This window comes from Chromatium okenii, from assembly GCF_002958735.1.
Lineage (GTDB): Bacteria > Pseudomonadota > Gammaproteobacteria > Chromatiales > Chromatiaceae > Chromatium > Chromatium okenii_A.
In genome coordinates this window covers 22,766-36,881 of sequence record NZ_PPGH01000011.1, presented here as the reverse complement: position 1 = coordinate 36,881, position 14,116 = coordinate 22,766, and the positions used below count along the sequence as shown (strand labels likewise).

The window sequence follows — 14,116 nt, the reverse complement described above, 5'->3', positions numbered from 1 at the left end:
AACCTGTTGAATGAGTTCGCAGCCAAATCTTGCCAGTCGGTCACGGTGGGGCAACCACAAGTTGAATGCAATCGCCGCGCATTGCGCGTTCCAAAATAACTTTAAGTCCTTTGCGTTTGAAATTGAGTCCACTACCAATATCCTTAATGATCTCTGCTTGTGGATATTGATTGCGTATGAATTGAACTTGGCGGTCGAGATCATCGCGCTGTTTGAATGAAGAAACGCGGCAATAGCTAATGACTACGCGCTGGGGTTGGATGCGGAGATAAGCATCAACATTCGTAGCGGCGCTGTCCGCTGCTGGTGCGAATGTGGGGAATTTTGCCAGCATCTGCCCATTTTCTGAGCGTACAGGGATGGCAGCCAAGTCGTTTAGCAGCTTCTCTACTTGGAATGTACATGGGTTTTCATGCCATAAGCAATCATTAACATTACTCAATAAAAACATAGCATATCGTTTACTATGTTGTAACCTCAATGTCCCCGATCTGCGGCAATCATACGGGCATAACGTCCGCCGCAGCAGCGAGGCTGACATGAGTGCCTTGTTCTACAATTTTGTCCTTGATCTAACACCAAAATTTGATCTGCTCGGCGCACCGTTGCCAGCCGATGCGCAATCACCAACAACGTCCGTCCCTGCGCCAGCTCGTCGATACTTTCCTGCACCAGCCGTTCACTTTCGGGATCAAATTGGCGGTCGCTTCGTCGAGAATCACCAGCGGCGCATCGCGCACAAATGCCCGCGCCAGCGCAATCCGTTGAATCTGTCCGCCAGACAAACCGCGCCGCGCTCACCAACCACACTGTCATAACCATCTGGCAAACCGTCAATAAACGCATCAATCCGCGCCCGCCGCGCTGCTTCGCGCACTGCATCAAATGACGCAGCTGCGCACCGAGCCGAATGTGTCGGCGATGCTGCCTTGAAATAAGCGCGGTTGCTGCGGAACCCACGCCAGATGTTGCCGCCAATCGCGAGATTAATTTCTGCAAGGTCCTGATCGTTAACCACAATGCGCCCGGCGTCGGCGTCAAAAAGCCCAGCAGCAGATTGATAATCGTGGTTTTGCCTGCGCCGCTAGTGCCGACCAGCGCGATCCGTTGCCCAGCGGGAATTCCAAATTCAGCCCGCGCAGCGCATCGCGTCCGGCTTCATAACTGAAATGCACTGCCTCGAAACGCACGGCGAGTGAAGAAATCCCCCCCAGCCCCCCTTTTTCAAAGGGGGAGACAAAAGAGCATCTTTTGCAAAGGGGGAGTTGAAGAGCCCCCTTTAGCAAAGGGGGTTGGGGGATTTGTTGGCGCAGGGTGGTTGGGGGATTTGGTCTCTAACACGCGAATCAGTTGTTCCGCTGCTGCCGTAGCTGCCATTCGTGCGTGATATTGCGTGCCGAGATTGCGCAGCGGCGCGTAAAACTCCGGCGCCAGCATCAGCACAAATAACCCGTGCAAAAAGTTGATGTGGCACTTTGAACCACGGCGGCACCGGTAACGCCATGTCGTATAAACGAAAACCGATAAACACGGCGATGATAGCGATGCCGACAGTGGCGAAAAATTCGAGCACTGCCGACGATAAAAACGCGATCCGCAGCACCTGCATCGTGCTGATCCGGTAGTCATCGGAAATTTTGGCGATAACTGCGACTTCGCGGCGGCTGGCGCCAAACAGTTTGAGCGTGGTTAAGCCTTGAATGACATCGAGAAAATGCGCACTCATTCGCGCCAACTGCTTCCACTGGCGCTGATTGCGCACTTCTGCGCCGGAGCCAATCAAAATCATAAACAGCGGAATCATCGGCGCAGTAATCAGCAGCACTGCGCCCGCCAGCCAATCCATCGGCAGCACGACGGTTAATAGCGCCAGCGGCAAAATCATCGTCAAGGTCATCGTCGGCAAAAAACGGGCGTAATAACCTTCCAGATCATCGATGCCTTTGGTGAGTGTTTCCACCAACGCGCCGCTGCGTTCGGTGGCGAGATACGCTGGACCGAGCGTTTGCAAATGCCGATACACTTGATCGCGCAAATGAATTCGCACTTTGGCTGCCGCAGTAAAGGCAGCGCGTTCACCCAACCACACAATGACTGCGCGTACTGCCAGCAATCCCAATAAACTCAGCAGCCAGCGTTGTACTGCGACGAGGTCTGCGCCTTCAAACATCACCGCGTTGAGAATGACGCCAAACACCATGCTTGCGCGATGGCCAGCAACCCGTTGAATGTGTTGAGCCAAATGGTGTGCGCGAGGGCGCGACCGGCAAGTGGGCGTTGTGATTTAAGCCAAGTGATCGCGGACATGCGCAGAGATTCCAATACCGATGGTGATAAAAAACAGTAGGAACTGCGCAGTTGAAACGCAAACTATTGATTTAATTCTCAATCGTCGGTAATGACAGTTTCTTACTGATAACTGACAACTTTTTTAACCGCGCAGCCCTAAGCAGAATACGGAACCAGTCCGGGAGCGCAATGCAGATTTATCATTGTGAACCAATACTGAGCTTCCAACTGCAACTAAACATCGAAATGAATCAATTCTGGACCAGCGCATGACCACACCCGCACTTTCTGTTGCTGCTTTACCTTGGTTAACCGAAATTTGGACAGGTTTACAAACCGCTCGCGCCGCAGATCGGCTGGCGCATGGACTGCTCATTAGCGGTCCGCAAGGTGTCGGAAAACGCTTGCTTGCCGAGCAGTTAGCGCATTCACTGCTGTGTCCGCACTGTGACCATGACGGCGTACCCTGCGGGACTTGCGCCGACTGTCATCTGCTCGCTGCGGGCACACATCCCGATCTCACTCGTCTCGGTCCTGATCCCGAAGCCAAATCCAATCTCATTACGATTGACACCATTCGCGCTTTCACTGAGCACGAATCGCTCACGCCAAGTCGCGCACCGCGCAAAATCGTGTTGATTGATCCCGCAGATCGTCTCAACACTGCGGCGGCCAATGCGCTACTGAAAACACTGGAAGAACCTGCTGGGCGCACGATTTTATGCTTGATTGGCGAGCAATCGGGCAATTGCCGGCGACGATTCGCAGTCGCTGCCAGCACCTCAAAGTGCCGATTCCCGCCGAAACCGTCGCGCCGCGTGGCTGCGCAGTCACACCACGCAACGCGATCAAACCTTGCGGTTGCGGCTGGCGCACGGCGCACCGCTGCGAGCATTGACCGAATTCAACGATGAACTGCTTGAACAACGGCGCTTGCGACTGACGGGATTTCTCGCCATTGCCGCCAAAACCCGCGATCCGGTTGCTGAAGCAGCGATTTGGAACACGCAGGGCGCAGCGCAAATGCTGGATTGGCTCGCCGGTTGGCTGTGCGATCTGCTGCGGCTGATGGTCGCGCAGCAGCCGCCGCGATTGAATAATCCCGATCATCAGGGCGATTTTGCCGCGCTGGCTGGGCGCATTTCACCCGTGCGGGACATCGTTTATTGCGGCGGATTTTAGAGGCGGGAACTCAGCTTAATGCCAATATCAATCGCTGCTTATTTTAGAATCATTAGCAATTGAATGGGCACAAATTAAACAGTGCACAGGAAATCTTAAAGAATGAATATGCCAAATTCCGGTTCATTAAGCGGTCAAACAGCGTATTTTGAGCTTTGCCATCAAAGATAAAAGCGCACTGTATTTATCGTTTATGCCCTACATTAAAAACGGGGTTTATTTATTCCGACCACCAAATCCTATCAGCTCGGCGATTGAAATCTTTTTGCTGCTGCAATTGATGGATGAAACCGACCGATTGCCGGTGCTGGTAAAGTCATTTGGATCACGCCACCGGGCGCAGAAGGCAATCGTTCTATTGGCGTTGGAGTCCAATTCAGTGAACAAGATAAGGGCGGCGCTCGGCGCAAAATTGAAGCCTATCTCGCAGGATCAGCCGGTTCTGATCGCCCCACGCACACCATGTAATTTGAGTTTTTGAACTGCCATGTTAATAGATTCTCACTGCCATTTAGACCGCATTGATCTCACACCGTATGACGGCGATTTTGCCCGTTTTATTGCACAATGCACTGCGGCAGAAGTAACGCAAATGCTCTGCGTCGCAATTGATCTTGAGCATTATTCAGCAATGCGCCAATTGATTGATCCATTTCCACAAATCGCAGTTTCCGTTGGCGTTCATCCCAATCATGAGCCGGCGTTTCAAGTAACAGTTGCACCAATTGGTTGAATTAGCGACCGAGGCGCGTTGCGTGGCAATTGGCGAAACGGGATTAGATTATTATCGCAGCAGCGGCGATTTAACTTGCAGCATGAACGTTCGCATTCATATTGCCGCAGCGCGAGCTTGCGGCAAACCGCTGATTATTCACAACCGCGATGCGGGAGCTGACATTATTCGTGTTTTAACTGAGGAACGCGCCAACGAGATTGGCGGTGTAATTCATTGCTTTACCGATAGTTGGGAAGATTGCCGAGCGCGGATTAGAATTAGGATTTTATATTTCGTTTCGGGCGTGGTGACATTCAAAAACTGCGGACGCATTGCGCGAAGTAGCGCGGCGTGTTCCATTAGAACGCATTTTAATCGAAACCGACGCGCCGTATTTAGCGCCAGCGCCGCATCGTGGCAAACCCAATTCACCGCATTTATTTCCGTTGATTGCGGCAGTGCTGGCGGATATTCATGGGAATGACGTTGCCAGCATTTGCCGCCGTTGTGCGGGAAATTATCAACGGTTATTTAATGTTCCATTCGCTAACTTTGAGCAGAGTTTTTATCTTCTGAGTTGTCAGTGAATGCGCAAATCGCAATTAAAGCCAGTATTCAGAATCCAGCAATTGCGCAATGGTAAACGGGCAATCAGTTGGAAAAGTTGCAGCCGGTAAACCGGTTTCGAGTATTGCGCCTTGCCGCGCTGCCGAATAGCGGCGTATGACTATTTCTGGTAGCTGGTGATTGAGACTAGGATTATCTTCAAGCAATTCCGCAATGTCATCCCGCGCATTTGTAATGGATAACCGCCAACTCACGCTGCGTAATGCCGGTTGATAACGCCATTTTAATAAATGCAATATCAATACGCGAAGATGACTTGCTAGCGCATGTTTTTCACTGCGTCCCATATCTTCAATTTCCTCGGCAATACGGATCAAATCCAAACCAGCGAGATGACCCGTTCGCAATTGCTCGGCGCAGTTCATTGACCATTGATAGAAATCTTGATCGTGATTCATCGCGTTATGCTGCCTGCGCTAGCCGTTGATTGACAACTTGCCAAAACGTTGTCACTGCTGATGGAAGATCGTCAAAGAAATCCTCAAAAAACCCCGGTGCATTCAACAATGGTGGATAGGCATAACGTTCACCATCAGCACCGATTTCGCTGCGCCAATCGGGTGATTCAGTTGCATCAATGACGGTGAAGATCGCGGCTGAATACAGATAAGGTTTACCTAAATCGCTTTAAAACGCGATAGTCATCGCATTCAATACCAATGACCGAGTAGTTTTGACCCACAGTTAAATCAGAATGCAAATTGCAGTTTTTAATTGAACAATCATCTGCCTATCCTCTTCACTCACTTCATTCACTCACCAACTTTGCTGCGTATTCCTTCGCGGAAATAACGCAGCGTACTTAATACTGGATTGGGCGCAGTTTGCCCCAGCCCGCATAAACTGGTGGCTTGCACCACTTCGCATAATTCTTCCAATAAGGCCAAATCGGCAGTTGTGCCCTGTCCTTTGGTGATTTTTTCTAATAGCCCGTGCATTTGCTGGGTTCCAGCGCGACATGGAATACATTTGCCGCACGATTCGGTCATGCAGAATTCCATGAAATAACGGGCGACATCGACCATACACGAAGTGTCATCCATCACGATCATGCCGCCCGATCCCATCATCGTGCCCAGTGTTTTCAGGCTGTCATAATCGACTGCGATGTCGAGATGCGCGTCTGGAATGCAGCCGCCAGAAGGACCGCCGGTTTGTACGGCTTTGAAGGTGCGCCCGTCGGGAATGCCGCCGCCGATGATTTCAATGATGTCGCGCAGACTGGTTCCCATCGGCACTTCAATCAGTCCGGTGTTCTGAATCTTGCCAGCCAGCGCAAACACCTTGGTTCCTTTCGATTTTTCCGTGCCGATGCCCGCAAACCACTCGCCGCCATTGCGAATAATCGGCGCGATATTGGCGAAGGTTTCGACGTTGTTAATCAGCGTCGGGCAGCCCCACAGCCCAGATTCGGCTGGGTACGGTGGACGCGGACGCGGTTGACCGCGCAAGCCTTCAATCGACGCCATGAGCGCCGTTTCCTCGCCGCAGACAAACGCGCCAGCGCCGAGGCGAATTTCCACTTCAAAATTAAATTGCGTATCGGCGACGCGATGACCGAGAAAACCTGCGCCTTTGGCGTGCGCATGGCAGTTTGCAGTCGTTCGACAGCCAGCGGATATTCAGCACGAACATAGACATAACCTTTGCTGGCGCCAATGGCGTACCCGGCAATCATCATTCCTTCCAACACGCGATGCGGATCAGATTCGAGCACGGCACGATCCATAAATGCGCCCGGATCGCCTTCGTCGGCGTTGCAAATCACATATTTCTGCGCCGGGCGTTTTGGCGACGGTTGACCATTTCAGCCCAGTTGGATAACCACCGCCGCCGCGTCCGCGCAGTCCGCTGGTGGTCACTTCACGCAACACTTCGGCAGAAGTCATTTCACTCAGCGCCTTGACCAGTGCGGCATAACCGCCAGCAGCAACGTAACTTTTGAAACTATCGGGGTCGATGATGCCGCAATTTTCCAACACGATGCGTTGCTGGCGGGCGAAAAATGGTTGCTCAGTCGAGCAGCGCAGCCGTTCCACTGGCGCACCGCAGACGCTGTGCAAAATGTCGGACGCATCTTCGGGCGTGACATCGCGGTAAAGCACTGAATCTGCGAGATCACAATTTTTATCTGCGACTGCGACCAACGGTCCGGCGGAACACAAGCCCATGCAGCCGACGCCTTTAATGCGGCAGGTACCGCCGCCGTCACCGCAGGCTTGTGTCAGTGCCTCAAATACCGGCAGCGCACCGGAGGATTGGCAACTGGCTGCGACGCACACGCGCACTTCGCGTTTGATGGCAGCTTCTTCGGCGCGAAATTGCGCCGCTTTTTCAGCGAGGTCTTCTGGGTGCATGTCAGTCCAATGCCTCCAAGGAGTTAACGAGAGTCGCGGCGTTTTGCTTACCCAGCACGTCGCCGTTGAGCACTACTGCTGGCGCGAGTCCACAGGCGCCCACGCAGCGGGCAGTCAGCAGTGATAACCGATCATCGGCAGTGGTGTCACCGGAATTGATGTCGTAGCGGGCGTGAATGCCGTCGAGCAATGCGCCTGCGCCCTTGATATAACACGCAGTCCCGGTGCAAATCACGCAGGTGTGGCGACCTTTCGGTTTGAGCATGAAGATGTGATAGAAGGTTGCCACGCCAAAAACCTTGCTTAGGGGCAAATCGAGCGATGCAGCAACGAAACGCAGTGCAATTTCGTCCAGAAAACCAAAGGCATTTTGTACGCTGTGCAGCGTTTCAATGAGCGCGTGATCGGCGTAACCATGTCGGCGCATCGTGCGTTAACGAGTTTCCAGCGTTTATCGTCGTCGGGTAATGGTGGTTTGGGTTGTGGCTGTTGCATGGCAATTCCTGTGGGCAATTGATTTTAAATTATTTGATGAAGAATTTTCTTTTTCGGTATCCTACGAAGTTCACCGCACTATCAGTTGTATACGCTTATCTCTAGCAATTATAAAAAAGCGTTGCGTTAGCAGTGAGCTAGTGGCAGTATCCTGACTGCCTAAAGAATCGATATTCTGACGACTACAGCTCGATTTTATCGTTAATCAAGGCAGGTAATCATGTCACAAAAAGCCAACTATTTAAGGCTATTTTACTCCGTTAAGTTTACTCCAAACGTCATTGTAATTGGAGTGATTCTTGGTCTAACTTTTGCATTACAATTTTTTCTGGTTGCCCAAACCTTTCCACTATCTGAACTATTTGGTTCGGCAAGTTTATTATACATTGACAACCCTTTTCACGAATACAATGTTGCAATGGGAGCAGCAGTCGGTTCGGTTGGATATGATCCTTTTTTTGCTGCGGGTAGAGCCACCGGCTTTGCGCTTAACCATAGCGACAGATTGCCAGCATTTTTAGCGAATATTCTACCAAGCAGTCTGACAGCAGCAGACATTTGGAAACTGTATACCTTTGCCGTTTCTCTTATTGCCAGCATTTGTTTACCACTCACTTTAATTATTTTACGCTTTGAGCGCAATGCAATCGCAATCAGCGCGGCGCTAGGTTTGCTATTGTGGTGGACGGGTATATTTCGCTGGTTTCACACCGCTGGCATGGTCTCATTTATTTTTATTGCTTTTGCATCGCTTCCGTTTACAGCATTAGTGGTGCGGTTACTGACGCAAGCGTTTACCAAAACATTAATTGCTACAGTGGCATTAGGATTAGTTGCCGCATTTCTCTTTTTTAGTCATCCTTTGTTCCCACTGCCAATAACTGTTTTTTTAATTTTTTATCTTGCCTTAAATAGGCAAGCTGTTCATTGGCAGTTTGGGTTAACCGCGTTATTAGCGGTAGCAGCTATTGGCATCCTGTTGAATGTTGGTTGGTTATACTACTTTATGAATCCACTGGAAATACAAGAGACTTTTGATCTTTATCAACGGGCGACTGGCGGCGATTTAGTGATTAAATCTCTTCTTGGTATTTGGGATAAAGCCAACGGAGCAAGAATCAATACGCCAATTGCGCTGGCTGTTATTAGGATTCTTTTTAGCCTATTTCAGCAGCCAACGGCGGTTACTTTTAACCTATTCTGGCGTTGGCGTGTTCTGGCTCCTATATGCTTATACGGCAGGCGATAACGACGTATTAGGGAAACTTACCCAGCCGAATCGATTTACTACAGTTGCCTATTTATTTCTTGCCTTGCCCGCGCAGTAAGCATTGCGGAAATTTTTTGCAACGCATTACAACACGAGAAAACATGGCGACGAGCAATCTCTCGTGCAAGTGCTGGTCTGCTTGCGATTGGACTTACAATCAGTGTCGTTGAAATGGGACGCGAGGTTTCATCTGCTAACATTGGACATTATGGTCAACATCCACCGCAGGCGCGTCATCAAGGAGAATATGCAGATCATATTCTGAGTTTTTTGAATACTAACACCGATAATTCAGCACGAGTCTATTTGAAACCTCGCTCGGAAGAATCCATGATGGCGGTCATATTGCTGGAATACTTGCATTAAAAAGCCAACGTGAGTTTGTTGGCGGACCATATGTGCAAACTGGCTTTGCTTCTTTCTGGGATGGAAAGGCATTTACGAAGCCAATCGCAGAGATTTCACCAGAAAAAATGCACGAGTATTTTGATCGCTACAATATCGGCTGGATCATTGCCCACTCGGAAAAAAGCAAGCGTTATTTTGACCAATTAAACGGCGTCGTTTGTATTAACGAATGGAAGCAACTGAAGTTTTATCAGGTACAGCGTCTGCACAGTTTCTTTTTAGCAGGGGCGGGAGAACTTGTTGCAAGAGATGCAAATCGACTGGTTTTCAAAGCTGTTTTAGGCGACTCCATCACACTCAAATATCATTATCTTCCTGGAATGCAAGTTACGGAAGGCACAATTGATCCGGTATTTATTGGTGATGATCCTAACCCGTTTATTCAATTGCGCGGAGCATCACAAAACGTTATTTTAACGTACCGCTAAAATCATAGAACACGGATCAAAACTGAATTTAATGTTGAACAACTTGGATAGTACAGGTGTCATTGTGAACGATCAAGACATTCAGCGACCATCAAACCCGACTATCTCGGTCGTGGTTCCTGTGTATCGTTCACAAGATACGCTGCGCGAATTACATCGTCGAATTACTGCGGTATTGGAAACGATTGATCCGCATTTTGAGTTAATTTTAGTGGAAGATTGCGGTGGTGATAATTCTTGGAATATCATCGAAGAACTGGCTAAAGAAGATCGTCGGGTGCGTGGCATACAACTCAATCGAAATTTTGGTCAACATGCTGCCACAATTTGCGGTTTTGCTCATTCTAGGGGTAAGTGGATTGCAACCTTAGATGATGATTTAGAACAAGTGCCAGAATATCTGCCAAATTTATACAAAAAGGCGTTGGAAGGGTATGATTTAGTTTATGGAGTTTATCCTGAACGTACTCATAAATCTTGGCGCAATATCACATCTCACACTGCTCGCTGGTTGTTTAGTAAAGCTATTCCGTCTTTGAATCATGCTTATACAAGTTTTCGTATGATTCGTGGTGATGTTGCCCGCACACTTCCTCAGTTTGATTCTCCTTTTCCTTTTGTAGACGGATATTTATCTTGGCTTACTAATAGCTATACCACCGTCGAGGTTCCGCATGGAACACGTACCTATGGCGTTAGTAATTACACTTTCAGAAAGCTCATCACTCATACTATAAATATTTTCGTTACTTTTTCTGACCTTCCACTAAAAATGGCGACATGGATAGGTATTATAGCTTTTGCTATTGGCATGATTTGGTTCACTATCATTATCGGGCGATTTTTTATCGGTGGCATTAACGTATCTGGTTACGCATCTATCATGGCAGGAATTTTGCTGTTCGGTGGGGTACAGCTATTAGTTTTAGGTATCTTTGGCGAATATCTAGGACGGATGAACTTCAAATCATCGAAGAAACCGTTATTTATGGTTGGTTATCGTACTTGGAGTGACCACGATCAATGAATCAGCAACGTGTCATAATCTTTGGTGGGAAAGGAACTGCTATAAATATAGCCGAGCAAATCGAAGATGCTCGACTTCGTTTCGGATATCCAATGTCTGTAGTTGGTTTTGCTATTGATGAATCACCGCTAAATCGTGAAATAGCTGGATTTTCAGTACTATGCGGTGTTAAAGAGGCATGGACTAAATACCACGATACAGATGTTAAATTTATTTTCTCTCTTTATCGACCAGATGTAATGATGGAGAGATTAACTCTTCTTCGAGCACTTAAAATTCCTGTTATTCGTTTTGCAAATTTCATTCATCCTTCCGCCTATGTTTCACCTAATGTTAAACTAGGTTATGGAAATGTGATTCTATCTCACTCATGCTTACAACATAATGTTTCACTAGGAAACTACAACATCATCAATTCCCATGTTGTGATTGAACACGAAACAGTTTTTCAAGATGGTTCTTTCGTGGCAGCAAACGCATGTGTTGGCGCTCGTGTTCAAATAGGAACGGGATCATTTATCGGTCTTAGCGCGACTATTCGAGAGGATATCTTCATAGGTAACTATACTTTTATCGGGATGGGAGCTGGTGTCCTGCAATCCGTCGATAATGGTTCAGTCGTTTACGGTTTGCCAGCGAGACAGAAAGGATGATCGTATTCGAACGCAGGGCATCAACCATCTTATTTAATCTCCTCAATGTACATACTTTAAAAGGACCATTCTTGTTGCCAGCTAATATTTGTCCTATTGTCCCAATGGTTTTTCACAAAGCACAGCGATCATTCGAGTTTGTCGATATTGCGCCAAACACTCTTTGCATGGATCACAAAGCATTAGTTGAACGTTGGTCACAGCCTTACAACAAACCCGCTGGGATCGTGTATGTAAGAACTTATGGAGCAATTTTTGATGCAACAGATATTTTTTCAGTTATTAAAAATTTATCTCCGCAGGCAATGATTGTAGATGACCGTTGTTTGTGTCCACCGTCATTTGACAGGATACTGACACCGCATGTCGATGTCGCGTTGTTTAGTACAGGATATGCGAAGTATGCTGATATTGGTTTTGGAGGGTTTGGCGTAATCAGTGATGACATACCCTACACTTGTACTTCATCAGCCTTTAACGCTGCTAATCTCGATGATTTAACTTTTCAATATAAACAAGCTTTAAGGACACAACAGAATTTTTCTTACATAAATAGCGACTGGCTTGATATGACAAAACCACAGGAAACATGGATATCGTATCAAAATCAGGTTGAGCAAGAACTAATTCAAATAAGGGAAAGAAAAAAAGCGATAAATTTAATTTACTCTGATCGATTATCTTCCGATATTCAGTTTCCCAGCACTTTTCAATCATGGCGATTTAATATCCATGTACAGGAAAAAAAATCTGTGCTAGACGCTATTTATAATGAAGGATTATTTGCTAGTGGGCATTACGATTCATTGGCGGGTATATTTGGACGAGGCAATGCGCCATTTGCTAAAATGCTACATTGCCATGTGATTAACTTATTTAATGATCGCTATTTTAGCGAAAATCAAGCAATCAAACTAACTGACTTACTGTCTCGCTTTAAATCATTAGCAAGTAGCCAAATTTTTTTATGAAAAATGTCGTTATCCTCCAGTCCAACTACATTCCTTGGAAAGGTTACTTTGATCTTATCTGCGATGCCGATCTATTTATCTTTTATGATGATCTTCAGTTTACTAAAAATGATTGGCGTAATCGAAATAAGATCAAAACACCAAGAGGATTAGAATGGATTACAATTCCAGTAGGTACTGATTCAAATCGTTTGATTTGTGAAGTGCAAATAAAAGATTATTCTTGGCAAGCGAAACACTGGAAAACAATTCAACAACATTATGGAAAATCACCATATTTTGCCAGTTATCGAGATTTTTTTGAGGATATTTATCTTGGGCAAAAGTGGACTAACCTTTCTGTTCTAAACCAGACCTTGATACGCTCAATTTCAAGTGAAATTCTGAATATCAAGACAGAGTTCCGAGATTCCAGAGATTACAACCTCTCGGGTCTGAAGCTCGAAAGACTCCTAGAATTGGTTACTAAAGCTGAAGCAGATCGATATATTTCTGGTCCGGCTGCAAAAGATTATATTGATCCTTCTCGTTTCGCGGAAGCAAACATTGAATTGATTTGGAAGGATTACTCAGGTTATCCCGAATATCCACAGCGATTTTCGCCGTTTGAGCATGGAGTTTCGATTCTTGACCTTATTTTCAATGTTGGTTCCGACGCACCTTGGTACATCTGGGAATGGCGTAAAAGCGAGACTCAATCAATATGAAATGGCATGTTCAACTTTCAAGGTATGCTTTAGTCGGTGTTGCAAGTAATGCTTTTGGTTATTTTCTTTATCTTCTGCTAACAAATGTTGGTATGGGTTATAAGTCAGCGATGAGCCTACTTTACATTGTAGGTGTTGCGCAAACTTTTATCTTTAATCGGTCATGGTCTTTTAGACATCAAGGCGCAATGCGTGGCGCTTTCGTTCGTTATGTTATTAGCTATGCTATTGGCTATCTACTTAACCTAAGTGTTTTGTGGTTAGCCGTAGATTATTTTGGTTTTCCGCATCAGATTGTGCAAGGCGCGATGATTTTTACTCTCGCCTTGATGTTATTTCTACTGCAAAAGTATTGGGTTTTTTTGGAGCGTGATAATCATGCCAGCATTACATAAGTTGTTCGTTCATATTCGCATTCATGCTTTAGGTTACTTGATAGCTGCTGGACTACCCGTAATCTTAATTATTCCACTTGTTAATGGCATGTTAGACCGATTTGATTACACAGATCACCTTAGATTTGCTGAAAATTTCATGTGGCCAGCTCACTTTTTTTATCATTTATTATTGACTTATTTTCGATTTTTTTGTGACGACTGGTTGCTGGCTCAATTTTTATTGTTGATTGCTAACTACGCTATTATGGGTTTTAGCATATATGCATTTTTAGTATTGGGAACTGTTGAACACGTGTCTCGACCAATAGTAGCGATACTGGCTATGGTTATGTGCTTCGTGTATGCAATTCCTGCTCTTTATTTTATTGATGGACATATGTATAACGGCTACATAGCACTTAGTGTTTATCATAACCCGACTATTTTACTAGTAAAACCAATTGCCGTACTGCATTTTATTTGGTTAGACTCATGGCTAAAAAAACCAAAATAACAGCTTTGCTTTTATATTTTCAGGAGCTGTTCTTTTAGCTTTTAGTGCTATAGCAAAGCCCAGTTACGTTGTTGTTCTCCTACCCGCTGCAACTAT

The 14,116-nt window shown here is 46.6% G+C and carries 19 protein-coding genes and 3 pseudogenes; 13 read left to right on the top strand and 9 right to left on the bottom strand.

The annotated features are described in order from the left end of the window. Positions 1-40 precede the first annotated feature (40 nt). From CXB77_RS01675 to CXB77_RS20755, 6 genes are all read right to left on the bottom strand, one after another. Positions 41-334 (bottom strand): recombinase family protein, encoded by a 294-nt coding sequence (locus CXB77_RS01675; protein ID WP_105072548.1) that lies wholly within the window; start codon positions 332-334, stop codon positions 41-43. Beyond that, positions 276-404: a MerR family DNA-binding transcriptional regulator gene (locus CXB77_RS24305; protein ID WP_105072547.1), complete on the bottom strand. Its 129-nt coding sequence runs from the start codon at positions 402-404 to the stop codon at positions 276-278. Before CXB77_RS24305 ends, CXB77_RS01675 begins: the two co-directional genes overlap by 59 nt. A gap of 73 nt (positions 405-477) precedes the next feature. Continuing rightward, positions 478-1,098, bottom strand: coding sequence for an ATP-binding cassette domain-containing protein (locus tag CXB77_RS24300; protein WP_431520692.1), 621 nt, complete (start codon positions 1,096-1,098; stop codon positions 478-480). Further along, positions 1,038-1,286, bottom strand: a complete 249-nt coding sequence (locus CXB77_RS24295) for a hypothetical protein (RefSeq protein WP_431520690.1) — start codon at positions 1,284-1,286, stop codon at positions 1,038-1,040. Before CXB77_RS24295 ends, CXB77_RS24300 begins: the two co-directional genes overlap by 61 nt. Beyond that, entirely contained in the window at positions 1,280-2,200 is a 921-nt protein-coding gene (locus CXB77_RS20760; protein WP_242445332.1) for an ABC transporter transmembrane domain-containing protein, read from the bottom strand. The genes CXB77_RS24295 and CXB77_RS20760 overlap by 7 nt, the downstream gene beginning before the upstream one ends. After that, positions 2,170-2,307 (bottom strand): hypothetical protein, encoded by a 138-nt coding sequence (locus CXB77_RS20755; RefSeq protein ID WP_242445331.1) that lies wholly within the window; start codon positions 2,305-2,307, stop codon positions 2,170-2,172. The genes CXB77_RS20760 and CXB77_RS20755 overlap by 31 nt, the downstream gene beginning before the upstream one ends. 251 nt (positions 2,308-2,558) lie before the next feature. Here CXB77_RS20755 and CXB77_RS20750 point away from each other — a divergent pair, with 251 nt between their 5' ends. The 5 genes and pseudogenes from CXB77_RS20750 (at position 2,559) to CXB77_RS24290 (ending at position 4,773) form a co-directional block, all read left to right on the top strand. Next, the gene (locus tag CXB77_RS20750; protein WP_242445330.1) at positions 2,559-3,203 is read left to right on the top strand and encodes a hypothetical protein; all 645 of its coding nucleotides are present in this window, start codon (positions 2,559-2,561) and stop codon (positions 3,201-3,203) included. Beyond that, positions 3,184-3,471, top strand: a complete 288-nt coding sequence (locus CXB77_RS20745) for a DNA polymerase III subunit delta' C-terminal domain-containing protein (protein ID WP_242445329.1) — start codon at positions 3,184-3,186, stop codon at positions 3,469-3,471. Before CXB77_RS20750 ends, CXB77_RS20745 begins: the two co-directional genes overlap by 20 nt. Positions 3,472-3,573: 102 nt before the next feature. Continuing rightward, positions 3,574-3,939 (top strand): annotated as a pseudogene (locus tag CXB77_RS01655) (PilZ domain-containing protein). 19 nt (positions 3,940-3,958) lie between these two features. Further along, positions 3,959-4,204 carry a TatD family hydrolase gene (locus tag CXB77_RS22755; RefSeq protein WP_277949320.1) on the top strand — a complete coding sequence of 82 codons (246 nt, stop codon included), beginning with the start codon at positions 3,959-3,961 and terminating at the stop codon, positions 4,202-4,204. Positions 4,205-4,226: 22 nt separating this feature from the next. Beyond that, positions 4,227-4,773, top strand: a pseudogene (locus CXB77_RS24290) (TatD family hydrolase). 15 nt (positions 4,774-4,788) lie between these two features. Here CXB77_RS24290 and CXB77_RS01645 read toward each other — a convergent pair. From CXB77_RS01645 to CXB77_RS01635, 3 genes and pseudogenes are all read right to left on the bottom strand, one after another. Continuing rightward, positions 4,789-5,211, bottom strand: coding sequence for a DUF29 domain-containing protein (locus CXB77_RS01645; protein WP_105072546.1), 423 nt, complete (start codon positions 5,209-5,211; stop codon positions 4,789-4,791). Between the two features lie 354 nt (positions 5,212-5,565). Further along, positions 5,566-7,170: pseudogene (locus tag CXB77_RS23425) on the bottom strand (NADH-ubiquinone oxidoreductase-F iron-sulfur binding region domain-containing protein). Position 7,171: 1 nt separating this feature from the next. After that, complete coding sequence (locus CXB77_RS01635) at positions 7,172-7,597, bottom strand: NAD(P)H-dependent oxidoreductase subunit E (protein ID WP_431520689.1); 426 nt, start codon at positions 7,595-7,597, stop codon at positions 7,172-7,174. Between the two features lie 288 nt (positions 7,598-7,885). Here CXB77_RS01635 and CXB77_RS01630 point away from each other — a divergent pair, with 288 nt between their 5' ends. The 8 genes from CXB77_RS01630 (at position 7,886) to CXB77_RS01590 (ending at position 14,020) form a co-directional block, all read left to right on the top strand. Continuing rightward, positions 7,886-8,914, top strand: a complete 1,029-nt coding sequence (locus CXB77_RS01630; protein ID WP_146108636.1) for a hypothetical protein — start codon at positions 7,886-7,888, stop codon at positions 8,912-8,914. Positions 8,915-9,333: 419 nt separating this feature from the next. Then, positions 9,334-9,771 (top strand): hypothetical protein, encoded by a 438-nt coding sequence (locus CXB77_RS01620; RefSeq protein WP_105072543.1) that lies wholly within the window; start codon positions 9,334-9,336, stop codon positions 9,769-9,771. A 64-nt stretch (positions 9,772-9,835) separates the two neighbouring features. After that, positions 9,836-10,798 carry a glycosyltransferase family 2 protein gene (locus CXB77_RS01615; protein WP_172452486.1) on the top strand — a complete coding sequence of 321 codons (963 nt, stop codon included), beginning with the start codon at positions 9,836-9,838 and terminating at the stop codon, positions 10,796-10,798. Beyond that, positions 10,795-11,451: a sialic acid O-acetyltransferase gene (locus CXB77_RS01610; protein WP_105072541.1), complete on the top strand. Its 657-nt coding sequence runs from the start codon at positions 10,795-10,797 to the stop codon at positions 11,449-11,451. Before CXB77_RS01615 ends, CXB77_RS01610 begins: the two co-directional genes overlap by 4 nt. Beyond that, a complete protein-coding gene (locus CXB77_RS01605) occupies positions 11,448-12,422 on the top strand; it encodes a hypothetical protein (protein ID WP_146108635.1) in 975 nt (324 codons plus the stop codon). The genes CXB77_RS01610 and CXB77_RS01605 overlap by 4 nt, the downstream gene beginning before the upstream one ends. Then, positions 12,419-13,129: a WbqC family protein gene (locus CXB77_RS01600; RefSeq protein ID WP_105072539.1), complete on the top strand. Its 711-nt coding sequence runs from the start codon at positions 12,419-12,421 to the stop codon at positions 13,127-13,129. The genes CXB77_RS01605 and CXB77_RS01600 overlap by 4 nt, the downstream gene beginning before the upstream one ends. Continuing rightward, positions 13,126-13,524 (top strand): GtrA family protein, encoded by a 399-nt coding sequence (locus tag CXB77_RS01595; protein ID WP_105072538.1) that lies wholly within the window; start codon positions 13,126-13,128, stop codon positions 13,522-13,524. The genes CXB77_RS01600 and CXB77_RS01595 overlap by 4 nt, the downstream gene beginning before the upstream one ends. Next, the gene (locus CXB77_RS01590; RefSeq protein WP_146108634.1) at positions 13,508-14,020 is read left to right on the top strand and encodes a hypothetical protein; all 513 of its coding nucleotides are present in this window, start codon (positions 13,508-13,510) and stop codon (positions 14,018-14,020) included. The genes CXB77_RS01595 and CXB77_RS01590 overlap by 17 nt, the downstream gene beginning before the upstream one ends. The last annotated feature ends 96 nt before the right edge of the window (positions 14,021-14,116 follow it).